The 21,811-nt window shown below is 62.2% G+C and carries 22 protein-coding genes; 13 read left to right on the top strand and 9 right to left on the bottom strand.

The window, feature by feature from the left end; all coding sequences use genetic code 11:
* The first annotated feature begins 79 nt into the window (after positions 1-79).
* The 8 genes from C4Q26_RS22515 (at position 80) to C4Q26_RS22480 (ending at position 4,635) form a co-directional block, all read left to right on the top strand.
* Positions 80-862, top strand: coding sequence for a VacJ family lipoprotein (locus tag C4Q26_RS22515; protein ID WP_104883569.1), 783 nt, complete (start codon positions 80-82; stop codon positions 860-862).
* Positions 855-1,103, top strand: a complete 249-nt coding sequence (locus C4Q26_RS22510; protein WP_023381079.1) for a hypothetical protein — start codon at positions 855-857, stop codon at positions 1,101-1,103. Before C4Q26_RS22515 ends, C4Q26_RS22510 begins: the two co-directional genes overlap by 8 nt.
* Positions 1,104-1,186: 83 nt before the next feature.
* Positions 1,187-1,579, top strand: coding sequence for a sulfurtransferase complex subunit TusD (tusD, locus tag C4Q26_RS22505; RefSeq protein WP_027907070.1), 393 nt, complete (start codon positions 1,187-1,189; stop codon positions 1,577-1,579).
* A gap of 1 nt (position 1,580) precedes the next feature.
* Positions 1,581-1,940, top strand: a complete 360-nt coding sequence (tusC, locus tag C4Q26_RS22500) for a sulfurtransferase complex subunit TusC (RefSeq protein ID WP_023381081.1) — start codon at positions 1,581-1,583, stop codon at positions 1,938-1,940.
* Entirely contained in the window at positions 1,940-2,236 is a 297-nt protein-coding gene (gene tusB / locus C4Q26_RS22495) for a sulfurtransferase complex subunit TusB (RefSeq protein ID WP_023381082.1), read from the top strand. Before tusC ends, tusB begins: the two co-directional genes overlap by 1 nt.
* Entirely contained in the window at positions 2,233-2,568 is a 336-nt protein-coding gene (locus C4Q26_RS22490) for a TusE/DsrC/DsvC family sulfur relay protein (RefSeq protein WP_023381083.1), read from the top strand. The genes tusB and C4Q26_RS22490 overlap by 4 nt, the downstream gene beginning before the upstream one ends.
* 8 nt (positions 2,569-2,576) lie before the next feature.
* Positions 2,577-3,581: a glycosyl transferase family protein gene (locus C4Q26_RS22485; protein WP_371919556.1), complete on the top strand. Its 1,005-nt coding sequence runs from the start codon at positions 2,577-2,579 to the stop codon at positions 3,579-3,581.
* Positions 3,582-3,675: 94 nt separating this feature from the next.
* Positions 3,676-4,635: a glutathione S-transferase family protein gene (locus C4Q26_RS22480; RefSeq protein WP_104883567.1), complete on the top strand. Its 960-nt coding sequence runs from the start codon at positions 3,676-3,678 to the stop codon at positions 4,633-4,635.
* Positions 4,636-4,667: 32 nt separating this feature from the next.
* Here the strand turns inward: C4Q26_RS22480 and cysG are convergent, their stop codons facing one another.
* The 6 genes from cysG to C4Q26_RS22450 form a co-directional block, all read right to left on the bottom strand.
* Positions 4,668-6,059, bottom strand: coding sequence for a siroheme synthase CysG (gene cysG / locus C4Q26_RS22475; protein WP_023381086.1), 1,392 nt, complete (start codon positions 6,057-6,059; stop codon positions 4,668-4,670).
* Positions 6,060-7,340 carry a serine--tRNA ligase gene (gene serS, locus C4Q26_RS22470; protein ID WP_023381087.1) on the bottom strand — a complete coding sequence of 427 codons (1,281 nt, stop codon included), beginning with the start codon at positions 7,338-7,340 and terminating at the stop codon, positions 6,060-6,062.
* Between the two features lie 28 nt (positions 7,341-7,368).
* Positions 7,369-7,743 carry a fluoride efflux transporter CrcB gene (gene crcB, locus C4Q26_RS22465; RefSeq protein ID WP_023381088.1) on the bottom strand — a complete coding sequence of 125 codons (375 nt, stop codon included), beginning with the start codon at positions 7,741-7,743 and terminating at the stop codon, positions 7,369-7,371.
* On the bottom strand, positions 7,740-9,065 hold the full coding sequence (locus C4Q26_RS22460; protein WP_023381089.1) for a replication-associated recombination protein A: 1,326 nt from the start codon (positions 9,063-9,065) through the stop codon (positions 7,740-7,742). Before C4Q26_RS22460 ends, crcB begins: the two co-directional genes overlap by 4 nt.
* A 12-nt stretch (positions 9,066-9,077) precedes the next feature.
* Complete coding sequence (gene lolA, locus C4Q26_RS22455; RefSeq protein ID WP_023381090.1) at positions 9,078-9,701, bottom strand: outer membrane lipoprotein chaperone LolA; 624 nt, start codon at positions 9,699-9,701, stop codon at positions 9,078-9,080.
* 61 nt (positions 9,702-9,762) lie between these two features.
* Complete coding sequence (locus tag C4Q26_RS22450; protein WP_023381091.1) at positions 9,763-12,213, bottom strand: DNA translocase FtsK; 2,451 nt, start codon at positions 12,211-12,213, stop codon at positions 9,763-9,765.
* A gap of 348 nt (positions 12,214-12,561) precedes the next feature.
* Between C4Q26_RS22450 and aat the strand changes: the two genes are divergently transcribed.
* The 3 genes from aat (at position 12,562) to infA (ending at position 14,328) form a co-directional block, all read left to right on the top strand.
* Positions 12,562-13,242 carry a leucyl/phenylalanyl-tRNA--protein transferase gene (gene aat / locus C4Q26_RS22445; RefSeq protein WP_023381092.1) on the top strand — a complete coding sequence of 227 codons (681 nt, stop codon included), beginning with the start codon at positions 12,562-12,564 and terminating at the stop codon, positions 13,240-13,242.
* A 56-nt stretch (positions 13,243-13,298) separates the two neighbouring features.
* Positions 13,299-14,006 (top strand): arginyltransferase, encoded by a 708-nt coding sequence (locus C4Q26_RS22440; RefSeq protein ID WP_023381093.1) that lies wholly within the window; start codon positions 13,299-13,301, stop codon positions 14,004-14,006.
* Positions 14,007-14,109: 103 nt separating this feature from the next.
* Positions 14,110-14,328 carry a translation initiation factor IF-1 gene (infA, locus tag C4Q26_RS22435; RefSeq protein WP_002553999.1) on the top strand — a complete coding sequence of 73 codons (219 nt, stop codon included), beginning with the start codon at positions 14,110-14,112 and terminating at the stop codon, positions 14,326-14,328.
* An 83-nt stretch (positions 14,329-14,411) separates the two neighbouring features.
* Here the strand turns inward: infA and clpA are convergent, their stop codons facing one another.
* Together clpA and clpS are read right to left on the bottom strand one after the other, a co-directional pair.
* Positions 14,412-16,682: an ATP-dependent Clp protease ATP-binding subunit ClpA gene (clpA, locus tag C4Q26_RS22430; RefSeq protein ID WP_023381094.1), complete on the bottom strand. Its 2,271-nt coding sequence runs from the start codon at positions 16,680-16,682 to the stop codon at positions 14,412-14,414.
* 30 nt (positions 16,683-16,712) lie between these two features.
* The gene (gene clpS / locus C4Q26_RS22425; RefSeq protein ID WP_013973290.1) at positions 16,713-17,075 is read right to left on the bottom strand and encodes an ATP-dependent Clp protease adapter ClpS; all 363 of its coding nucleotides are present in this window, start codon (positions 17,073-17,075) and stop codon (positions 16,713-16,715) included.
* Positions 17,076-17,305: 230 nt separating this feature from the next.
* Here clpS and cspD point away from each other — a divergent pair, with 230 nt between their 5' ends.
* The gene (gene cspD / locus C4Q26_RS22420; protein ID WP_023381095.1) at positions 17,306-17,563 is read left to right on the top strand and encodes a cold shock domain-containing protein CspD; all 258 of its coding nucleotides are present in this window, start codon (positions 17,306-17,308) and stop codon (positions 17,561-17,563) included.
* A gap of 134 nt (positions 17,564-17,697) precedes the next feature.
* On the opposite strand, the gene icd is transcribed toward cspD, so the two are convergent.
* Positions 17,698-18,954 carry an NADP-dependent isocitrate dehydrogenase gene (icd, locus tag C4Q26_RS22415; RefSeq protein ID WP_023381096.1) on the bottom strand — a complete coding sequence of 419 codons (1,257 nt, stop codon included), beginning with the start codon at positions 18,952-18,954 and terminating at the stop codon, positions 17,698-17,700.
* Positions 18,955-19,465: 511 nt separating this feature from the next.
* On the opposite strand from icd, the gene C4Q26_RS22410 reads away from it, so the two are divergent.
* Entirely contained in the window at positions 19,466-21,691 is a 2,226-nt protein-coding gene (locus tag C4Q26_RS22410; protein ID WP_023381097.1) for an NADP-dependent isocitrate dehydrogenase, read from the top strand.
* Positions 21,692-21,811 lie beyond the last annotated feature (120 nt).

Below are 21,811 nucleotides of genomic sequence, written 5' to 3'. Positions count from 1 at the left end.
CAGGACGGAGACAAAGCGGACATGCCCAGGCAAAAAAGCACCCGCAGCATCTGCACCCGTTCTCGTCAGGAATGCATCCATGTCTGCTTCTGTTTTGCTATCGGCATCTGCCCGCAGTGCGCTGCTGGCCCTCCTGTTGCTCAGCGCCGGGGGCTGTAGCCAACGGGCCGCTTCAACGACCCTCGCGTGCAGCGACCCCCGCTACCAGATCAGTGACCCCGCCGAGCCGGCCAACCGCGCGGTGTTTGCCTTCAACCGAGGCGTCGATGACTACATCGCGGCGCCGGTCGCCCGTGGCTATACCCAACTGCCCGAAGCCGCCCAGCAGGGCGTGCACAACTTCGTCGCCAACTTCGGTGAACCCAAGGTATGGGTAAACGACTTGCTGCAAGGCAATGTCGAACGCTCGATGACTACCCTGTCGCGGTTCATCTTCAACACCACCTTCGGCCTGGCCGGCCTGATCGACGTTTCCGGGAAGATGGGCCTGGAGCGCCACAGCGCGGACTTTGGCCAGACCTTCGGCGTCTGGAGCATCGGTGCCGGGCCTATCGTGGAACTGCCGCTGCTGGGCTCGCATAACCTGCGCGACGCCACGGGACGCGTACTGAGCCTGGCCATCGACCCGTTCGGCGACAACAGCGACACGGTCCAGACCCTGAACACCGTTGCCATGACCGGTGGCGCAGTGGCAGGACGCGCCCAGGCGCTTGCGCTGACCGACGTGCTGCAAGAGGCGCCGAACTATTACCGCGCCGTGCGCGACTACACCGCGATGGTGCGCGCCCACTATGTGGCCGAGGGCAAGGCCGGCAAGCACATTGCGTGGGTTCCTAGCTGCCGGGAGCAAGGCGATGAGTGACCCAGCCAATGCGTCGATGTTGCTGTTCAGACGCCTGGAACGTGCCGCATCGGAGTCCGTTCTGCTGCATGAATTGCAAGCCAGGGTGTCCGACGATGGCCAACACCTGATCGTGAGCCGCTACCGGGAGCATCGCACCGCACAAGGCCGTCCGCACTGCCGCGAGGTTCATCGCAGCGTGCCGATCACTGCACTGCTCAAGTGGATGGCCAAGCAAGGCGCGGTTTTGAACAGCCTCTAGAACCCGCCACAGGGCCCAGCCCGCCCCAACAGGTGCGGGCTGTTTTGCATTATCATGGCGTCATTCCTTTACACGAGTTGCCCATGAAATTCGCAATTGCGGTGTTTTCCCCGGCCCACGCGCCCTCCTCGCGTCGCGCCCTGCGCTTTGCCGAGTCGGTGTTGGCGGGCGGGCATGAAATTGTCCGACTGTTTTTCTACCAAGATGGCGTGCACAGCGCCTCGGCCAATATCGTCGCACCCCAGGATGAACTGGACTTGGCCGGCCAATGGCGCACCTTCGTCGAGCGACACCAGCTCGACGCCGTGGTGTGCATCGCCGCCGCCCTGCGTCGCGGCGTGCTCGACGATGCCGAAGCCAACCGGTACCAGCGTCCGGCGGTCAACCTGCCCAAACCCTGGGCATTGTCGGGCCTGGGCCAGTTGCACGAGGCCGCTCAGCTCGCCGATCGCCTGATCTGCTTCGGAGGCGACTAAGATGAGCAAGTCCCTGTTGATCATCAGCCGCCAGGCACCTTGGAGCGGGCCCTCGGCCCGAGAGGCGCTGGACATTGCACTGGCCGGCGGCGCGTTCGACCTGCCATTGGCCATGCTGTTTCTCGACGATGGCGTGTTCCAGCTCACCCCAGGCCAGCAACCGTCCACCGTGCAGCAGAAAAATCTTGCCGCCAACCTGCAGGCCTTGCCGATGTTCGGTGTCGAAGCGCTTTTCGCCTGCGGCCACAGCCTGAACCGGCGCGGCCTGAGCGACCAAGCCTTGGCGCTGCCAGTGCAAGTATTGGAAGACGAGGCCCTTGCTGAACTGATCGCCCGTTTCGACCTGGTGGTGACCCTCTGATGACGACCCTGCATGTTATTGCCCACTCCCCCTTTGGCGATGACCGCCTGAACAGTTGCCTGCGCCTGCTGGGTGCCGGGGATGGCTTGCTGCTGTGCGGCGACGCGGTGTACGCCCTGCGCCCGGGCAGCGAACCCTATGCTGCGCTGCAGGCCAGCGGCCTCGGACAACGCCTGTTCGCCCTCGAAGAAGACCTGCAGGCGCGCGCCCTCGATAGCGACCTGGCCAAGCCTGTCGATTACCCGGCTTTCGTCGCGCTTTCGCTGGAATATGACAAGGTCAACAGCTGGCTATGAGTACCCTGACTGTCGGTGATCGCGACATCGCCCTGGACAAAGACGGCTTCCTGGTCGACCTGCAAGACTGGTCGCAGCCGGTTGCCGAAGCCCTCGCTAGCCGCGAAGGCATTTCCCTGACCGCGGATCACTGGGAAATCCTCGCTTTGCTGCGTCAGTTCTATGAGGAATACCAGCTGTCCCCGGCCACCCGCCCGCTCATCAAGTACACCGCGCTCAAGCTGGGCCCGGAGAAGGGCAACAGCCCGCACCTGAACCGCCTGTTCAATGGCACGCCCGCCAAACTCGCCGCCAAGCTGGCGGGCCTGCCCAAGCCGACCAACTGTATATGACCGAGCCGATGACCAACAGCCCGCGCCCACTCACTCTGCAAACCCCGGCCGAGCACCCTTTCGCCGAATTCGTACGCATTCTGGGCAAGGGTAAGCGCGGCGCCCGTAGCCTGACCCGTGAGGAAGCCCGCGCCGCGATGGCCCTGCTGCTCGAAGGCCAGGTCGAGGACACTCAGCTGGGTGCATTCCTGATGCTGTTGCGGCATAAGGAAGAAAGTGCCGAGGAGCTGGCCGGTTTCACCGAAGCCCTGCGGGCACACCTGCAAGCACCCTCGATGGCCGTCGATCTGGATTGGCCCAGCTATGCCGGCAAGAAGCGCCACCTGCCCTGGTTCCTGCTGTCGGCCAAATGCCTGGCCCAAAACGGTGTGCGCATCCTGCTGCACGGCGGCGGCGCGCACACTGCCGGACGTCTGTACACCGAGCAACTGCTCGACCTGCTGCACATTCCGCTGTGCCGCGACTGGGCAGCGGTGTCCAGTGCCCTGGACCAGCAGCAACTGGCGTTCATCCCACTGCAAGACTGGGCCCCCCAGTTGCAACGCATGATCGACCTGCGCAACACCCTTGGCTTACGCTCACCGATTCACTCCCTGGCCCGGGTGCTCAATCCTTTGGGTGCCCGCTGTGGCCTGCAGAGCATCTTCCACCCCGGCTACCAGGCCGTGCATCGCGAGGCCAGCCGCCTGCTTGGCGACCATGCCGTGGTCATCAAGGGCGATGGAGGCGAAATCGAGGTCAACCCCGATGTCATCAGCCACTTGTACGGCACCTCCGCCGGCGAGGCATGGGACGAGGAATGGCCGGCACTCAGTGAGCGCCGTCATGTCAAGCCAGCCAGCCTGCAACCGGAACATCTAATGACGGTATGGCGGGGCGAGGCACAGGACAGCTATGGCGAAATGGCCGTGGTCGCGACGATGGCCTTGGCGTTGCGAGGGCTTGGACAATCGCGGGAGGAGGCCTTCGAAACCGCTCGCCACTACTGGACCGCGCGCAAACAATCGAATTAGCCGATCAAAGACCCCCAGTCTTTGCGCTATTTATTCGAACGTTTTCACCTAGACTGGGCTCCAACGACAAACACTTTGTTCCGAGGAGCTCAGCATGGGCCTTTTGATCGACGGCCGCTGGCACGACCAGTGGTATGAAAATGGCAAGGACGGCGCCTTCAAACGTGAAAACGCCCAACGCCGCAACGCGCTACCCGCTCCTGACGCCGGCCGCTACCATCTGTATGTCTCGCTGGCCTGTCCATGGGCCCATCGCACCCTGATCGTACGCGCCCTCAAAGGGCTCGAACCCCTGATCGACGTGTCGGTGGTGAGCTGGCTGATGGGCGAAAACGGCTGGACTTTCGACGTCCAGAACGGCTCCACCGGCGATCACCTGGACGCACTGAGCTACCTGCACCAGCGCTATACCCAAGACGATCCGCATTACACCGGGCGCGTCACCGTGCCTGTGCTGTGGGACAAACAGCAAAAGCGCATCGTCAACAACGAGTCGTCCGAGATCATTCGGATCTTCAACACGGCGTTCAACGAACTGACCGGCAACCTGCTGGACCTGTATCCCGAGCCGCTGCGCCCGACCATCGACGCGCTCAATGCCCGTATCTACCCTACGGTGAACAATGGTGTTTACCGCGCAGGCTTCGCCACCACACAAGAAGCCTATGAGGCTGCGTTCGACGATGTGTTCAATGAACTGGACGCCCTGGAAGACCTGCTAAGCCGCCAGCGCTACCTGGCCGGTGAGTACCTGACCGAAGCCGATGTGCGCTTGTTCACCACGCTCATACGTTTCGATGCGGTGTACCACGGCCACTTCAAGTGCAACCTGCGTCGTCTGGCCGACTATCCGAACCTGTCCAACTGGCTGCGTGAACTGTACCAATGGCCCGGCGTTGCGCAGACGGTGAACATGGAGCACATCCAGAAGCACTATTACATGAGTCACAAGACCATCAACCCGACAGGCATCGTGCCAAAGGGGCCGCTGCAGGACTTCAACCTGCCACACGATCGGCAACGCTTGGTGGGTAAAGGCATCTGGAAAGACTGAAATAACGGGGGCCGCTAAGCGGCCCCGGTTACTCAATCTTGCTGCGACCCTTCGAACCAGGCCAGCTTCTCACGCAATTTCACCACCTCCCCCACGATCACCAGGGTCGGCGCATGCACTTCGTGCCGGGCCACAAGCTCTGGCAGATCTGCCAGGGTGCCGGTGAACACCCGCTGATTTCGCGTAGTCCCCTGCTGCACCAGCGCCGCAGGCGTGCTGGCCGCACGGCCATGGCGAATCAGTTCGGCGCAAATGGTCGGCAACCCCACCAACCCCATGTAGAACACCAGCGTCTGGGCAGGCGCGACCAAGTCATTCCAAGGCAGGTTGCTGGTGCCGTCCTTGAGATGGCCAGTGACGAAGCGCACCGATTGCGCATAGTCACGATGGGTCAACGGAATACCGCCGTAGGCAGAGCAACCACTGGCCGCGGTAATGCCCGGTACTACCTGGAACGGGATACCCTGTTCGGCCAGCTCCTCGATCTCCTCGCCACCGCGGCCAAAGATGAACGGATCACCGCCCTTGAGCCGCAGTACACGCTTGCCCTGGCGGGCCAGATCGACCAGCAGGCGGTTGATCTGGTCCTGCGGCACGGCATGGTCGGAGCGGCGCTTGCCCACGTAGATACGCTCGGCATCACGCCGGCACATCTCGATGATCGCCGGGGCCACCAGACGGTCGTACAACACCACATCGGCTTGCTGCATCAGGCGCAAGGCACGGAAGGTCAGCAAGTCTGGATCGCCAGGACCGGCCCCCACCAGATACACCTCACCACCCTGCTGCACCGGCGCGCCCTCGACCATGGCCTGCAGCAGGCGCTCGGCCTCGGCGCCCTGCCCGGCCAACTGGCGCTCGGCGATGGGGCCTTGGAACACCGTCTCCCAGAAGCCCCGACGCTGATTGACATCCGGATACAAGCCCTTGACCTTGTCACGGAACCGCGCAGCCAGGCCAGCGAGTTCGCCATAGGCCGACGGAATCCAGGCCTCGAGCTTGGCGCGGATCAACCGCGCCAGCACCGGGGCATCGCCGCCACTGGAAACCGCCACCACCAGGGGTGAGCGGTCGACGATCGCCGGGAAGATCACCGTGCACAGCGCCGGGGCATCCACCACGTTGACCGGCAGGCTGCGTGCCTGGGCATCGGCCGAGACCTGGGCGTTGAGCGCAGTGTCATCGGTCGCGGCAATAACCAGACGGCAGCCGTCCAGATCGCTCATGCGATAGCCACGCACCTGCACCTCGCCGCCACCTTCATGGGCCAGCGCGGCCAACTGGCTGTCGACCTCGGGCGCGACCACCCGCAGCACGGCGCCGGCATCGGCCAGCAGGCGCGCTTTGCGCAAAGCGATTTCGCCACCGCCGACGACCAGTACGCGGCCGCCTTGCAGCTTGTGGAACAGGGGCAGGAAATCCATTTAGCGGATGACCTCGACACCACCCATGTATGGCTTGAGCACCTCGGGCACGCGGATCGAGCCATCGGCCTGCTGGTAGTTCTCCAGAACAGCCACCAGGGTGCGGCCGACCGCCAGGCCAGAGCCGTTGAGGGTGTGCACCAGCTCAGGCTTGCCGGTTTCCGGGTTACGCCAGCGCGCCTGCATGCGTCGGGCCTGGAAGTCACCGCAGTTGGAGCACGAGCTGATTTCGCGGTACTTGTCCTGGCTAGGCACCCACACTTCCAGGTCGTAGGTCTTCACCGCACCGAAGCCCATGTCGCCGGTGCACAGCGCCAGCACGCGATAGGGCAGTTCCAGCAGCTGGAGCACGCGCTCGGCATTGGCGGTCAGGCCTTCCAGCGCTTCCATGGACTTGGACGGCTCGACGATCTGCACCATCTCGACCTTGTCGAACTGGTGCTGACGGATCATGCCGCGGGTGTCGCGGCCGGAGGCGCCCGCTTCGCTGCGGAAGCAAGGCGTGTGGGCAACCAACTTGAGCGGCAATTGCTTGGCATCAAGAATCTGGTCGGCCACCAGGTTGGTCAGCGACACTTCGGCGGTAGGAATCAGGTAGAAGTCGGCTTCGCCATCGCGGCTGATCTTGAACAGATCTTCCTCGAACTTCGGCAACTGACCGGTACCCTGCAGGGCCGGGGCTTGCACCATGTACGGGGTGTAGTGTTCCTCGTAGCCGTGTTCACCGGTGTGCAGGTTGATCATGAACTGCGCCAGGGCGCGGTGCAGACGGGCGATCGGGCCACGCAGCACGGCGAAGCGGGCACCGGACAGCTTGGCTGCGGCTTCGAAGTCCAGGCCTTTGCTGATTTCGCCCAAGGCCACGTGGTCCTTGATTTCGAAATCGAAGGCACGCGGCGTGCCCCAGCGGCGCACTTCGACGTTGTCTTCTTCGCTCGCGCCGACCGGTACGCTGGCATCCGGCAGGTTGGGGATGGTCAGAAGAATGCCGTCCAGCTCAGCCTGGATACCATCGAGTTCAGCCTTGCCAGCGGCCAGCTCGTTGGCCATGCGCTCGACATCGGCCATCAGCGGCGCAATGTCCTCGCCCTTGGCCTTGGCCTGGCCAATGGACTTGGAGCGGGCATTGCGCTCAGCCTGCAGTTGCTCGGTACGGGTCTGCACCGCCTTGCGGCGCTCTTCCAGTGATTCGATGCGCGCGACATCCAGGCTGAAGCCACGGGAGGCCAGGCGATCCGCCACTTCCTGAAGTTGGCCGCGTAACAGTTTGGCATCGAGCATATCGTTCTCTCGTTATGTTTAGGTTGGTTCAGAATCGAGTCAGGGACAGGCCGGCCCAGGTTGCGAGCAAGCCCCCCATCACGCTAATACCGGTATAGCCCAAGGCGAGCGGTACCTGCCCGCTTTCCATCAGGCGCACGGTATCGAGCGAGAAAGAGGAAAAAGTTGTAAGGCCGCCGAGGAAGCCGACAATCAGCCCGGCGCGCAGCTCGACCGGCGCCAGCGGCTTGTGCAGGAACAGGCCGTAAAGCAGGCCGATCAGCAGGCAACCCACCAGGTTGACCGCCAGCGTACCGAGATAGAAGTGCCGTGGCCAGTGGGCCGATACCCAGTTCGAGGTGGCGAAGCGCAGCAGTGTGCCAGCGATGCCACCCGCACTGACGGCGGCGATGAGTGCGATCATGGTTTTCTCCGCTGCCGTGGGCTGTTGCGATCCAGGTCAGCCAGATGGCGAAGCTTTTCGCCGATTTTCAGTTCCAGGCCGCGGGGCACCGGCTGGTAATACTGGCGGGGTTCAAGCTGCTCGGGGAAGTAATCTTCACCAGCGGCGTAAGCATCCGGCTCGTCATGGGCATAGCGGTACTCTTCGCCATACCCCAGTTGTTTCATCAGCTTGGTCGGCGCGTTGCGCAGGTGCAGCGGCACCTCCAGCGAGCCATGCTCGGCGGCCTCACGCAACGCCGTCTTGAAGCCCATGTAGACGGCGTTGCTCTTTGGCGCGCAGGCAATGTAGGTGATGGCCTGCGCCACCGCCAGCTCACCCTCGGGACTACCCAGGCGTTCCTGGACATCCCAGGCCGCCAGGCACAGGCTCAGCGCACGAGGGTCGGCGTTGCCGATGTCCTCACTGGCCATGCGCACCACCCGGCGTGCGATGTACAGCGGGTCGCAGCCGCCGTCGAGCATGCGCGCGAACCAGTACAGGGCCGCGTCGGGATTGGAACCACGCACCGATTTGTGCAGCGCCGAAATCTGGTCGTAGAACGCCTCGCCGCCCTTGTCGAAACGGCGACGGCTGTCGCCGAGCAGGCTTTGCAGCAGGTCGACACCGATCTCTCCACCGTCCTCTGCCAGGTCCGAGGCGTTTTCGAGGAAATTGAGCATGCGTCGGCCATCGCCATCGGCGGCCGCCATCAGCATCTTGAAGGCATCGTCGCCTACCCGCAGGTTGCGCTTGCCCAGGCCGCGCTCTTCACTCAACGCGCGGTCAACCAGCTTGCGCAACGCCGGCTCGTCAAGGCTCTTGAGCACATACACCCGCGCCCGCGACAGCAAGGCGTTGTTCAATTCGAAGGACGGGTTCTCAGTGGTAGCGCCGATGAAAATCAGCGTGCCATCTTCCACATATGGCAGGAAGGCGTCCTGTTGGGACTTGTTGAAGCGATGCACCTCGTCGACGAACAGGATGGTGCGCCGACCGTACTGCCCCGCCTGCTGCTTGGCCACCTCAACCGCCTGACGGATCTCCTTGACCCCGGCCAGCACCGCGGAAACCGTTTCGAAGTGAGCATCGCAGAACTGCGCCAGTAACCGCGCCAGGGTGGTCTTGCCCACCCCGGGCGGTCCCCAGAAAATCATCGAGTGCAACGCACCCTGCTCCAGCGCCTCGCGCAGCGGCTTGCCGCGCGCCAGCAGGTGCTCCTGGCCGACGTACTCGTCCAGGTTCGCCGGACGCAGGCGGGCCGCCAGGGGCTGGGCGACGGGTTCGCTTCGAAACAGGTCCATGGCGGGCTCTGGTTACTCCTTGATGACGTCCGCGCCTTTCGGGACGTCGAACTTGAACTTGCTGTCCGGCACCGCCTGGTTGGCCTTCACCCCGTTGAACAGGATATTGGTGCGCTGGCCGACACTGTCGATCAGTTGCATGTCGTTGACCAAACCCTTGCGGAAGGAAATACGCAGGGAATCGAACAGGGTGTCCTTGGTCTTGGGCTTCAAGGTGAAGTCCATGACTTCGCCCTGCTCCTTGGAGGTGATGTCGAAACTCTGGCTGATCTTCGACACATCACCGGACAGCAGCAACGCCGGGGTCTGGTTCAGGCGCACGTCGAGCTTCTTGATGGTCGCCTGCTCAAGGTCAGGGTCCCACAGGGTGACGTTCTTGCCGTCGGAAACCACCACCTGCTCCTGGGGTGCGTCGGTGTGCCAGTAGAACAGGCCGGGACGTTTTACCGTCATCTTGCCGCTGGTTTCCTGCAGGCTCGTGCCACTGGCATCCAGGGTCAGCTGAGAGAAGTTGGCCTCGATGGTCTGGGACTTCTCCAGCAATTGGGTCAGACGCTGTACATCCTGCTCACCAGCGTAAGCCGACAGGGAGCCCAGGGTAAGGGCAGAAACCAACAGCATGCGAATCGCGCGCATGGGAATCCTCATTGAGCATTGAATAGGCCGGATGCCACCGTTGGCACCCGGCAAGGTGTGATCAATCGCGTGGGCCGCCCGGGGCAATCACTTCGCGGGAACCGTTGCTGTTCATCGGGGTGACGACACCGGCCATTTCCATCGCTTCGATCATACGCGCGGCACGGTTGTAACCGATCTTCAGCTTGCGCTGCACCGCCGAAATGGAGGCGCGCCGGCTCTCGAGCACGAACTGCACGGCCTCATCATACAAGGCATCGCTTTCCGAATCGTCACCGTCGCCGCCACCGCCGCCGCCTTCGAAGCCGCTGCCGGCTTCTTCGACGCCGTTGAGGATGTCGTCGTTGTAGTCCGGCGCCCCTCGGAGCTTCCAGGCCTCTACCACCCGATGCACTTCATCGTCGGAGACGAACGCACCGTGCACGCGGATCGGCAGGCTAGTGCCCGGAGGCATGTAGAGCATGTCGCCGTGGCCCAGCAATTGTTCGGCGCCACCCTGGTCGATGATCGTCCGCGAGTCGATCTTGCTCGATACCTGGAACGCCATGCGGGTCGGAATGTTGGCCTTGATCAAGCCGGTGATCACATCCACCGACGGGCGCTGGGTCGCGAGGATCAGGTGAATTCCCGCGGCACGTGCCTTCTGGGCGATACGGGCGATCAGCTCTTCGACCTTCTTGCCGACGATCATCATCATGTCGGCAAATTCGTCGACGATCACCACGATGGTTGGCAGGGTCTTCAGCGCTGGTGGCTCGTCGTCCATGCTCTCGCGACGGTACAGCGGGTCATGGATGATTTCGCCGGCTTCCTGGGCGTCCTTGATCTTGCGGTTGAAGCCCGCCAGGTTACGCACGCCCATGGCCGCCATCAGCTTGTAGCGCCGCTCCATCTCGGCCACGCTCCAGCGCAGGGCGTTGGCGGCGTCCTTCATGTCGGTGACCACCGGGCACAGCAGGTGCGGGATGCCTTCGTAGATCGACAGCTCAAGCATCTTCGGGTCGATCATGATCAACCGCGCGTCTTCGGGGCTGGACTTGAACAGAATCGACAGGATCATCGCGTTCACACCGACCGACTTACCGGAGCCGGTGGTACCGGCCACCAGCAGGTGTGGCATCTTGGCCAGGTCGGTGATCACTGGCTTGCCGCCGATGTCGTGACCCAGGGCCAGGGTGACCGGCGACTTCTGCTCATCGTACTGCGGCGTGGCGAGAACCTCGGAGAACCGCACCATCTGCCGGTTTTCGTTGGGGATCTCGATACCCACGGTAGTCTTGCCAGGAATGACTTCGACCACCCGCACGCTGGTTACCGCCAGGGAACGCGCCAGGTCCTTTGCCAGGTTGGCGATACGGCTGACCTTGACCCCGGCCGCAGGTTGAATTTCGTAACGGGTAATGACCGGGCCCGGGTGGATCGAGTCCACCGAGACTTCCACGCCGAATTCCTTGAGCTTGATTTCCAGCAGTTGGCCGACACCGGCCAGGGACTCTGGCGAATACTCGATCTTCTTCTGCTCGGCCGGGTCGAGAATGGAAATCGACGGCAAGGTGCCTTCCACGGCGCTGTCGACGAACAACGGCGCTTGTTTTTCCTTCATCACCCGCTTGCTCGGCTCTGCTGGCTTGGCCGGCGTTGGCGCAATGATCACCGGTGCCGTTGGCTGCTCGCGCGACACTGCGGGCTCACGCGCCAGCACGGGCCGAATCGGGGTCTCGTCGCGTTCGACGCTGCGCTCGCGCGGTTGCGGTTGTGGTTGCTGCGGTTTGGCCGGCTCGCGCTTCTCGGCGGCCATCGGCGCCACATCGAAGACTGGCTCGTCGACCTCACGCAGTTGCGCCACCAGGCGCTTGCGCTCGTTGCGGGCTTCCCACCAGCGATTGGCTGCGCCCTGCACCAGCTCGAACAGGTCAAGGGTGATCTTGCCGGTCATGTCCATCACCTTGAACCACGACAGGTCGGTGAACACGGTCAGGCCGAACAGGAACAAGGCAATGAACATCAGCGTGCTGCCCTGCACATTCAACAGATTGCGCGCCAGGTCGCCGAGGCTTTCGCCCAAGGCCCCACCCGCGGAAAACGGCAGGCTCTCGGGCGGATGGAAATGGATATGCGCCAGCGCCGCACCGGACAGCACCAGGAACACCAAACCGATCAGGCGCCAGGAGAACAGCCAGCCGCTCCACTGCCAGGGCTGGTGGCGCTCACGGAAGATCTGCCAGGTCTTGATCGCCAGCAGCAGCGGGAAGATATAGGCGAAATAACCCAGCACCATGAACAGGATGTCGGCGAAGTAGGCACCGGCGCGCCCAGCGGCATTCTGCACCTGCTCGACGTTGCTGGTGTGGCTGAAGCCCGGGTCCGAGGTGTCGTAGGTCAGCAGGGCCATCCACAGGTACAGGCACAGGGCGCCGACAGCGATCAACGCACCTTCCTTGAGGCGGTAGTGCAGCTGCTGCCGCCACTGGGGCACTGGCAAAGGGGCTGGAGTTGCGGTGGATTTCTTCAAAACGCGTCTATTCCTGCGCGTGGTGCGCGTCCAATAGTGATCGGCCGGTCACTGGCCAATGAACCACTACTTTTAACATTACTGCCCGCCTGCCGCCATGGCGGCACGCCGTATGGCCGGCTTAGCGGGCGACTTTCGTATAGGTGCAATTTGAGCACGCATTTTCTTTCGTGACAAAGGCTTATGCTGTGTTTTTGCACAGGTGTGACAGCAAATGTGGTGGATGGTGCCGATGGGAACATGAATGTGTAGGAAATTACCGGCAGCCCAGCCAGACAGCGCTGGCATTGACCCCATACGCCTGGCGCGCCATGCTGCCCTCTCCCCTCCCCCACCGCACGATAGACCATGCTGACCTGGCTGACCCGCGACTCGCTCACCTTCCCTCCCCTGGAAAAGGCCCTGCATGACCCCAATGGCCTGCTGGCCGCCGGTGGCGACCTGAGCCCCGAGCGCCTGGTCCAGGCTTACCGACATGGCTGCTTCCCGTGGTACCAGGATGGCCAGCCGATCCTGTGGTGGTCGCCCGACCCCCGCACGGTGCTGTTTCCAGACGAGCTGCACATCTCCAGGTCCCTGGCCAAGCTGATGCGCCAAGGCCGCTACCAGGTGAGTTTCGACACCGACTTTCCTGCCGTCATCGCCGCCTGCGCGGCACCTCGGGATTATGCCGACGGCACCTGGATCACCGACACCATGCGCGCCGCCTACTGCGAACTGCACCGGCGCGGCATCGCGCACTCGGTGGAAGTGCGCCAGAACGGCGAGCTGGTGGGTGGCTTGTACGGCCTGGCCATGGGTCGACTGTTTTTCGGGGAGTCGATGTTCAGCCGTGCCGACAACGCCTCCAAGGTCGGTTTCGTGACGCTGGTCAACCACCTGCGCCAGGCCGGATTCGTGCTGATCGACTGCCAGATGCCCACCGACCACCTGCATAGCCTTGGCGCCCGCGCCATCAGCCGCGCCGAGTTCGCAAGCTACCTCAACCGCCACCTCGACCAGCCCAACAGCGCCACCTGGGTTCCCTAGGCGAGTTCTGCCAGCTGGCTTACACTTAAAGCAAAGTCTCACCGAGGGGGTTGATCATGACAGAGCTGGCGCGGTTGAAGTTTTATGCCACTCAACCCCACTCCTGCAGCTACTTGCCGGACGAGCAGGCGACAACGCTGTTCCTCGATCCCAGCCAGCCGATGGACGTGCATGTCTATGCCGACCTGTCGGAAATGGGGTTTCGTCGCAGCGGCGACCACCTCTATCGCCCCCATTGCCAGAACTGCAATGCCTGCGTGCCAGCGCGCATCCCTGCCGCCCGCTTCCTCCCCAATCGCCAGCAGCGGCGCATCCTGAAGCGCAACGCAGACTTGACCGTGACCGCGGCGCGCCCGGCGTTCAAGGAAGAGTATTTCGACCTGTACCGACGCTACATCGAAACCCGACACGCCGATGGCGACATGTACCCACCGAGCCGTGACCAGTTCTCCACCTTCCTGGTACGCGACCTGCCTTTTTGCTGGTTCTACGAATTCCGCCTGGGCGAACGCTTGCTGGCTGTGGCGGTATGCGACCTGCTACCCAACGGTCTGTCAGCCGTTTACACCTTTTACGAACCTGAGGAAGAGCGCCGCAGCCTTGGCCGATACGCCATCCTCTGGCAGATCACCGAAGCGCTTCGCCAGAACCTTGAAGCGGTTTACCTGGGGTATTGGATAAAGAACTGCAAGAAGATGAACTACAAGACCCAATATCGCCCTATCGAGCTGCTGATCAATCAGCGCTGGGTCACCCTCAACTGAAAGCATTGGCTTGACACACAGTTATCGGGCATAATCCACGCCACTTTTTTGCCCGGTGCAGTCATTGCGTCGGGCCAACACTGGATACCGAGGGCTTTACTGCATGTCGAAAGAAGACAGCTTCGAAATGGAAGGTACTGTCGTCGACACCCTGCCCAACACCATGTTCCGCGTGGAGTTGGAAAACGGGCACGTCGTAACCGCGCACATCTCCGGAAAGATGCGCAAGAACTACATTCGCATTCTGACTGGTGACAAGGTCCGCGTCGAACTGACGCCATACGACCTGAGCAAGGGCCGCATCACTTACCGTGCGCGCTAAGCTCAAGCCATGAAAAAGCCCGGCCATGTGCCGGGCTTTTTTGTACCTGCCAGTTTGGCAAGGGCCGCTGCGCGACCCCGCTTTCACGCCACCTCTGCCGTGGTCTCGAAGTCGAACACCAGTTCGCCATCGCGCAGGTCGATGTGCACGACACCGCCATGCTCGGCCAGCTCGCCAAACAAGATCTCCTCGGCCAGCGGCCGCTTGATCTTGTCCTGGATAAGCCGCGCCATCGGCCGCGCACCCATCTGCACATCGTAGCCGGTGGTAGCCAGCCAGCCGCGAGCGGCATCGCTGACTTCCAGCAGCACACGCTTGTCCTCCAGTTGCGCCTGCAGTTCGATGAGGAACTTGTCGACGATGCTCTTGATCGTCTCGTGGCTCAGGCGGCCGAACTGGATGATGGTGTCCAGGCGGTTGCGGAACTCCGGTGTGAAGCTCTTGCGAATGACTTCCATCGCGTCGGACGAGTGATCCTGGTGCGTGAAACCGATCGAGGCCCGCGCAGCGGTTTCTGCACCGGCGTTGGTGGTCATGATCAGAATCACGTTGCGGAAATCGGCCTTGCGCCCGTTGTTGTCGGTCAGCGTGCCGTGGTCCATCACCTGCAGCAGCAGGTTGAAGACTTCCGGGTGGGCCTTCTCGATTTCATCGAGCAGCAACACGCAATGCGGCTGCTTGGTAATCGCCTCGGTCAGCAACCCCCCCTGGTCGAACCCGACATAGCCAGGTGGCGCACCGATCAGGCGCGACACGGTGTGGCGCTCCATGTACTCGGACATATCGAAGCGTACCAGCTCGACACCCAGCGCCTTGGCCAATTGCCGCGCCACTTCGGTCTTGCCGACACCGGTCGGACCTGCGAACAGGAACGAGCCGACTGGCTTGTCCGGCGCCTTGAGGCCCGCCCGCGACAGCTTGATGGCCGTGGAGAGCGAGTCGATCGCCGCATCCTGGCCGAAAACGGTCAGCTTCAGGTCACGCTCGAGGTTGCGTAGCAGTTCCTTGTCGGAGCTGGTGACGTGTTTGGGCGGAATACGCGCGATTTTGGCGACGATGTCCTCGACCTGCGGCACATCGATGCGCTTGACCCGGTTGGCTTCCGGCTGCAGACGCTGATAGGCGCCGGCCTCGTCGATCACGTCGATGGCCTTGTCCGGCATGTGCCGGTCATTGATGTAGCGCGAGGCCAATTCGGCGGCGGCGCGCAGCGCTTCGTCGCTGTACTCGATGTTGTGGTGGCTTTCGAAGCGCCCTTTCAGGCCACGCAGAATGCCCACGGTATCTTCGACCGATGGCTCGGAGACATCGACTTTCTGGAAGCGCCGCGCCAAGGCACGGTCTTTCTCGAAGATGCCACGGAATTCCTGGAAGGTGGTCGAGCCTATGCAGCGGATGTCACCCGAAGATAACAGCGGCTTGAGCAGGTTGGATGCATCCATCACCCCACCCGAAGCCGCACCGGCACCGATGATGGTGTGAATTTCGTCGATGAACAGAATGGCCTGGGGACGCTTGCGCAGTTCGCCGAGCAACGCCTTGAAGCGTTTTTCGAAGTCGCCGCGGTATTTGGTCCCGGCCAGCAGCGCACCGAGGTCTAGCGAATACACCACGCTTTGCGCCAGCAGGTCGGGCACCTGGCCGTCGACGATGCGCTTGGCCAGGCCTTCGGCGATGGCGGTCTTGCCGACACCCGCCTCCCCCACCAGCAACGGGTTGTTCTTGCGACGGCGAGCGAGGATCTGCGCAACGCGCTCGACTTCCTGCTCACGCCCTACCAGCGGATCGATGCGTCCGGCCCGGGCGAGTTCGTTCAGATTGCTGGCATAGGCATCCAGCGGGTTGCCCGAGGCCGACGTTTCGCCGCCCTCTTCGTCCTGCATTTCCTGGTCGTTCTCGGTGTGCGAACCATGGCCTGGCACCTTGGAGATGCCGTGGGCGATGTAATTGACCACATCGATCCGGGCCACGCTCTGCTGTTTGAGCAGAAAGACTGCCTGGCTTTCCTGTTCGCTGAAAATCGCCACCAACACGTTGGCACCGGTCACTTCGCGCTTGCCCGAGCTTTGCACATGGAACACGGCGCGCTGCAAAACGCGCTGGAAGCCCAAGGTCGGCTGAGTTTCGCGATCTTCGTCATTGACCGGAATCAGGGGTGTCGTGGAGTCGATGAACTCTTGCAGGTCGTGCTTGAGTTTGTCGAGATTCGCGCCACAGGCGCGCAGAACGGTCGCGGCAGCCTCATTGTCAAGGAGTGCTAGCAGCAGGTGTTCGACGGTCATGAACTCATGACGCTTCGAACGAGCCTCCTTGAAGGCCAGATTGAGGGTGACTTCGAGCTCGCGGTTTAACATAGCTTCACCTCATACCCAAGTGGTCGGCGATTAACCGTCCTTCTCGATTTCACAGAGTAGCGGATGCTGGCTTTCCCTGGCGTATTGGTTGACCTGCATGGCCTTTGTCTCGGCGATGTCACGGGTAAACAATCCGCACACTGCCCGCCCTTCGGTATGGACGGTCAGCATGATCTTGGTCGCCAGCTCGCGGTTCAGATTGAAGAACGTTTCGAGCACTTCGACGACGAAATCCATCGGTGTGTAGTCATCGTTGAACAAAACCACCTTGTACATCGGTGGCGCCTGCAGGATCGGCTTGGCTTCCTGAACCGCAAGACCTGAGCCGTCGTCCTCATTCGATTGCGGGCGATCCTGATTGAATGTTAGTCGAATCTCACTAGGTGCATGCATGGAAAGAATTTCATCATGATCGACAAGTTAAGGTTGTGGGTTGACCGCACAGGCCACCAACAGCGCACGCGCCGGCTGACCTTGACTATCGGCAAAACGGTGTTACAACCAATAAGAACCCACCGTGGTCGATAAAGATCCGCGCAGTCAACCAGATTTTTCGCACGGTTCGTATGCGGATGAAGTGGATGATACTCCAGTGATGGAGTCCTTTGCAGAGGGACATAGGGATGGCAAGCGGTAAAGTCAAGTGGTTCAACAATGCCAAGGGCTATGGATTCATCAATGAGGAGGGCAAAGACGAAGATCTGTTCGCCCACTATTCGGCGATCCAGATGGACGGCTACAAGACGCTCAAGGCCGGACAGGCCGTGACGTTCGAGATCATCCAGGGCCCCAAAGGCTTGCACGCGACCAACATCAGCAGCGCTGGCGCCACCCCCTCACCCGGCATACAGACCACGACCGACGATACCGTGAATGCCTGACGCACCCTACTCTGCCGGTAGACGAACAAGCCGGCCGCTTCTTTGAACGGAAGCGGCCGGTTTTCATTTAACCATCCCCCTGCAGGAGCCGGCCCGGTGATGGTGCCGGCAGCCCAGCCCCCCAGGGCACAGCATTACATGTGCTTGATCATTTCATCACCGAAACCTGAGCTGCTCACCAGCGTCGCCCCCTCCATCAGGCGCTCGAAGTCATAGGTCACGGTCTTGGCCGCAATGGCGCCATTGGTGCCCTTGATGATCAGGTCGGCCGCCTCGGTCCAGCCCATATGGCGCAGCATCATTTCGGCCGAAAGGATCACGGACCCTGGGTTGACTTTGTCCTGCCCGGCATATTTCGGCGCAGTGCCATGGGTAGCTTCGAACATGGCCACGGTATCCGACAGATTGGCCCCCGGCGCGATACCGATGCCGCCCACCTCGGCCGCCAGGGCGTCGGAGAGGTAATCGCCATTGAGGTTAAGCGTGGCGATCACGTCGTACTCGGCCGGGCGCAACAGGATCTGTTGCAGCATGGCATCGGCGATGGCGTCCTTGACGATCACTTCGCGGCCGGTCTTGGGGTTCTTGAACTTCATCCATGGGCCGCCGTCCAGCAGCTCGGCGCCGAACTCGTCCCGTGCCACTTCGTAGCCCCAGTCCTTGAAGGCCCCTTCGGTGAACTTCATGATGTTGCCCTTGTGTACCAGAGTCAGCGACTCACGGTCGTTATCCACCACATACTGCAAGGCCTTGCGCACCAGACGCTTGGTACCTTCCCTGGAGACCGGCTTCACGCCGATGCCGCAATCCTGGTCGAAGCGGATCTTGGTGACGCCCATTTCCTCCTTGAGGAACTTGATCACCTTGTTGGCTTCCGGCGAGCCAGCCTTCCATTCGATACCGGCATAAATGTCCTCGGAGTTCTCACGGAAGATCACCATGTCGACATCGCCAGGCTTCTTGACCGGACTGGGCACGCCCTGGAACCACAACACCGGGCGCAGGCATACATAGAGGTCAAGCTGCTGGCGCAAGGCCACGTTAAGCGAGCGGATGCCGCCACCGACCGGGGTGGTCAGCGGCCCCTTGATCGACACCACGTAATCGCGCACCGCATCCAGGGTTTCCTGGGGGAGCCAAGTGTCCTGATCGTAGACCTGGGTCGCCTTTTCGCCGGCGTAGACTTCCATCCAGGCAATCTTGCGCTTGCCGCCATAGGCCTTCTGCACGGCGGCATCGACCACCTTGATCATCACCGGCGAGACATCCACGCCGATACCGTCGCCCTCGATGTAAGGAATGATGGGGTTGTCGGGAACGTTAAGCGAATGGTCGGCATTGACGGTGATCTTGGCGCCGTCGGTCGGAACCTTGATTTTCTGGTATCCCATGCTTGCACTACTCCGCTGTCGGGTGTGATTGGACATCATGCGATCCACTGAGCCTAAACCACATCCGCTGACCTGCAAGGCGTTGCGCGTGCGTCGACGAGACAGGACACGTCGCCGGGCAGGCCGTTTCCCGCAAGAAATCCGCCGCACCGCACGGCCTTGCAGGCCCCGTACGAGCCTGCGGCAACACGCCACATTGCCCCTACGTCTTTGGTCTTATAAATGCGCAGATATCACTTCGCCTTGCTGAATAGCCCGCATGGTTTGGTATACTGCGGCGCGACCGTAGGGTCATCGGGGCGAACCCTTGGAAAAATGCGGCTCGCCCTTGGCCATCGACGGCCACTAAGCCTGGGTTGTTACCGCAGCTCAGCACTTGACGCTCGACTGATGCATCCACCATCACCGCTCGCAGCCTCTCGACTATCCGCTCATGGCGTTGCCAGGGCGATGCGCCTACCCTGCGCACCTCGAGACTCGAGTACGCTCAGCACATAGAGAGTTAACCCGCATGCCCACCCGTTCCAAGATCATCTACACCTTCACCGACGAAGCTCCCGCCCTCGCCACCTATTCCCTGCTGCCGATCATCGAAGCGTTCACCGCATCGGCCGATATCGCCGTCGAAACCCGCGACATCTCCCTGGCCGGCCGTATCCTCGCAGCCTTCCCGGAGCAATTGGGCGCCGAGAAGCAGGTAGGCGATCACCTGGCGGAACTGGGCCAGCTGGCCACCACCCCCGAAGCCAACATCATCAAGCTGCCGAACATCAGCGCCTCGGTACCGCAGCTCAAGGCCGCGATCAAGGAGCTGCAAGGCAAGGGCTTCAACATCCCTGACTACGCCGACGAGCCGGCCACCGAAGCCGAGAAAGAATCCCGCGCCCGCTACGACCGCATCAAGGGTAGCGCCGTGAACCCGGTTCTGCGCGAAGGCAACTCCGACCGCCGCGCCCCGCTGTCGGTCAAGAACTACGCACGCAAGCATCCGCACAAGATGGGCGCCTGGGCCGCTGACTCCAAGTCGCATGTTGCCCATATGACCCAGGGCGACTTCTACGGCAGCGAGAAAGCCGCACTGATCGAAGCTGACGACAGCCTGCGCATCGAGCTGGTCGGCAAAGACGGCACCACCACCGTCCTGAAAGAAAAGACCGCGGTCAAGGCCGCCGAGGTCATCGACTGCGCCACCATGAGCCGCAAGGCCCTGAAAGCCTTCATCGCCGAACAGATCGCCGATGCCAAGGCCTCCGGCGTACTGCTGTCGGTGCACCTGAAAGCCACCATGATGAAGGTCTCCGACCCGATCATGTTCGGCGTGATCGTCGAAGAGTTCTACAACGACGTGCTGACCAAGCACGCCACCGCATTGGCCGAAGTCGGCTTCAACGCCAACAACGGCATCGGTGACCTGTACGCCCGCATCAAGGACCTGCCCGCCGAGAAGCAAGCCGAGATCGAAGCCGACATCCAGGCCCTGTACGCCGTGCGCCCAGCCCTGGCGATGGTCAACTCCGACAAAGGCATCACCAACCTGCACGTTCCGAGCGACGTCATCGTCGACGCTTCGATGCCGGCCATGATCCGCGACTCGGGCAAGATGTGGAACACCGCTGGCGAACTGCAAGACGCCAAGGCCGTGATCCCGGACCGTTGCTACGCTGGCATCTACCAGGCCGTGATCGAGGACTGCAAGGCCAACGGTGCCTTCGACCCGACCACCATGGGCAGCGTACCGAACGTCGGCCTGATGGCCCAGAAAGCCGAAGAATACGGTTCCCACGACAAGACCTTCCAGATCAAGGCCGACGGCGTCGTGCGCGTGGTCGATGGCAAGGGCAACGTCGTTCTGGAACAGAACGTCGAAGCTGGCGACATCTTCCGCATGTGCCAGACCAAGGACGCGCCGATCCAGGACTGGGTCAAGCTGGCCGTCAACCGCGCCCGCCTGAGCAACACCCCGGCGGTGTTCTGGCTGGACCCGGCTCGCGCCCATGACGGCGTGATGATCGAGAAGGTGCAACAGTACCTGAAGGACCACGACACCTCCGGCCTGGACATCCGCGTCCTGGCTCCGGTCGACGCCATCAAGTTCTCCCTGGCCCGCATCCGCGAAGGCAAGGACACCATCTCGGTAACCGGTAACGTACTGCGCGACTACCTGACCGACCTGTTCCCGATCATGGAACTGGGCACCAGTGCCAAGATGCTGTCGATCGTGCCGCTGATGAACGGCGGTGGCCTGTTCGAAACCGGCGCCGGTGGTTCGGCTCCGAAACACGTGCAGCAACTGGTCGAAGAGAACTTCCTGCGCTGGGACTCGCTGGGTGAGTTCCTGGCCCTGGCCGCTTCCCTGGAGCACCTGGGCAACACCTACGACAACCCGCGCGCCAAAGTCCTGGCCAACACCCTGGACCAAGCTACCGGCAAGTTCCTGGACACCAACAAGTCGCCATCGCGCAAAGTCGGCGGTATCGACAACCGCGGCAGCCACTTCTACCTGACCCTGTACTGGGCCCAGGCCCTGGCCGCTCAGACCGACGACGCTGCGCTGCAGGCGCGCTTCGCCCCGCTGGCCAAGACCCTGACCGAGAACGAAGCGACCATCGTCGCCGAGCTCAACGCCGTTCAGGGCAAGCCGGCCGACATCGGTGGCTACTACGCCCCGGATGCCGAGCTGACCGCCAAGGTGATGCGCCCAAGCCAGACCCTGAACAGTGCCATTGCCGCCCTGTAAGGCTCGCTTGAAGTAACCACACAAACCCCGGCCACGCACCGGGGTTTGTGCTTTTCAGGTACACACCCAGAATCCGCAGGCGCCAGCTTGCCGGCGAGGGCAGCGCAGCGGCCCCAACGA

The sequence above is a fragment of the Pseudomonas sp. SWI44 genome (genome assembly GCF_002947915.1).
GTDB classification, from domain to species: domain Bacteria; phylum Pseudomonadota; class Gammaproteobacteria; order Pseudomonadales; family Pseudomonadaceae; genus Aquipseudomonas; species Aquipseudomonas taiwanensis.
This window is presented reverse-complemented; position numbering and strand designations above follow the sequence as displayed.

What these genes read in the sequence shown, in the direction of transcription:
- C4Q26_RS22515 (WP_104883569.1), top strand. Translation starts at nt 80, where the DNA reads ATGTCTGCTTCTGTTTTGCTATCGGCATCTGCCCGCAGTGCGCTGCTG.
- C4Q26_RS22510 (WP_023381079.1), top strand. Translation starts at nt 855, where the DNA reads ATGAGTGACCCAGCCAATGCGTCGATGTTGCTGTTCAGACGCCTGGAA.
- tusD (WP_027907070.1), top strand. Translation starts at nt 1,187, where the DNA reads ATGAAATTCGCAATTGCGGTGTTTTCCCCGGCCCACGCGCCCTCCTCG.
- tusC (WP_023381081.1), top strand. Translation starts at nt 1,581, where the DNA reads ATGAGCAAGTCCCTGTTGATCATCAGCCGCCAGGCACCTTGGAGCGGG.
- tusB (WP_023381082.1), top strand. Translation starts at nt 1,940, where the DNA reads ATGACGACCCTGCATGTTATTGCCCACTCCCCCTTTGGCGATGACCGC.
- C4Q26_RS22490 (WP_023381083.1), top strand. Translation starts at nt 2,233, where the DNA reads ATGAGTACCCTGACTGTCGGTGATCGCGACATCGCCCTGGACAAAGAC.
- C4Q26_RS22485 (WP_371919556.1), top strand. Translation starts at nt 2,577, where the DNA reads ATGACCAACAGCCCGCGCCCACTCACTCTGCAAACCCCGGCCGAGCAC.
- C4Q26_RS22480 (WP_104883567.1), top strand. Translation starts at nt 3,676, where the DNA reads ATGGGCCTTTTGATCGACGGCCGCTGGCACGACCAGTGGTATGAAAAT.
- cysG (WP_023381086.1), bottom strand. Translation starts at nt 6,059, where the DNA reads ATGGATTTCCTGCCCCTGTTCCACAAGCTGCAAGGCGGCCGCGTACTG.
- serS (WP_023381087.1), bottom strand. Translation starts at nt 7,340, where the DNA reads ATGCTCGATGCCAAACTGTTACGCGGCCAACTTCAGGAAGTGGCGGAT.
- crcB (WP_023381088.1), bottom strand. Translation starts at nt 7,743, where the DNA reads ATGATCGCACTCATCGCCGCCGTCAGTGCGGGTGGCATCGCTGGCACA.
- C4Q26_RS22460 (WP_023381089.1), bottom strand. Translation starts at nt 9,065, where the DNA reads ATGGACCTGTTTCGAAGCGAACCCGTCGCCCAGCCCCTGGCGGCCCGC.
- lolA (WP_023381090.1), bottom strand. Translation starts at nt 9,701, where the DNA reads ATGCGCGCGATTCGCATGCTGTTGGTTTCTGCCCTTACCCTGGGCTCC.
- aat (WP_023381092.1), top strand. Translation starts at nt 12,562, where the DNA reads ATGCTGACCTGGCTGACCCGCGACTCGCTCACCTTCCCTCCCCTGGAA.
- C4Q26_RS22440 (WP_023381093.1), top strand. Translation starts at nt 13,299, where the DNA reads ATGACAGAGCTGGCGCGGTTGAAGTTTTATGCCACTCAACCCCACTCC.
- infA (WP_002553999.1), top strand. Translation starts at nt 14,110, where the DNA reads ATGTCGAAAGAAGACAGCTTCGAAATGGAAGGTACTGTCGTCGACACC.
- clpA (WP_023381094.1), bottom strand. Translation starts at nt 16,682, where the DNA reads ATGTTAAACCGCGAGCTCGAAGTCACCCTCAATCTGGCCTTCAAGGAG.
- clpS (WP_013973290.1), bottom strand. Translation starts at nt 17,075, where the DNA reads ATGCATGCACCTAGTGAGATTCGACTAACATTCAATCAGGATCGCCCG.
- cspD (WP_023381095.1), top strand. Translation starts at nt 17,306, where the DNA reads ATGGCAAGCGGTAAAGTCAAGTGGTTCAACAATGCCAAGGGCTATGGA.
- icd (WP_023381096.1), bottom strand. Translation starts at nt 18,954, where the DNA reads ATGGGATACCAGAAAATCAAGGTTCCGACCGACGGCGCCAAGATCACC.
- C4Q26_RS22410 (WP_023381097.1), top strand. Translation starts at nt 19,466, where the DNA reads ATGCCCACCCGTTCCAAGATCATCTACACCTTCACCGACGAAGCTCCC.